Genomic DNA, 458 nt, shown 5'->3' with positions numbered 1-458 from the left:
TGTAGTGGTACAGTGATTTTGGCCACCCATTAAGAAAGAAATGTTATGCTAATAAGCATACAAATTTGGGTGAAAAAATGACGAAATTAAAACGCGCAACATATTCAGCGGCAATTAAATTAGAAACGGCTCAGCTTGTAGTAGACCAAGGTTATACGCAAGAAGATGCAGCCAAAGCGATGGGGGTGGGTAAATCAACCGTCAGTAAATGGGTTACTCAATTAAAGCTAGAACGCAATGGTCAGTCACCATCAGCGTCACCAATGACGCCCGAACAAATTGAAATCCGTGAACTTAAAAAGCAAATCCAACGCATTGAATTAGAAAAGGATATATTAAAAAAGGCTACGGTGATATCAAGTGGTCAGTGCAACATGGTTTTTAATCATATCATTAGGAGTTAAATAGTTTAATATTCTTCTTGGTCGATTATTTAGTTTATTAGCGATTTTATCTAA

1 pseudogene is annotated in these 458 nt (G+C 36.7%); it reads left to right on the top strand.

What is annotated here, in order from left to right:
* Positions 1–77 precede the first annotated feature (77 nt).
* Positions 78–344, top strand: a pseudogene (locus CWB66_RS20595) (transposase); the annotation flags it as partial.
* Positions 345–458 lie beyond the last annotated feature (114 nt).

The sequence above is a fragment of the Pseudoalteromonas sp. S558 genome, assembly GCF_005886635.1.
GTDB classification, from domain to species: Bacteria; Pseudomonadota; Gammaproteobacteria; order Enterobacterales; family Alteromonadaceae; genus Pseudoalteromonas; species Pseudoalteromonas aliena.
The sequence above is the reverse complement of the archived record's forward strand: the minus strand, read 5'-3'. Positions and strand labels throughout refer to the sequence as shown.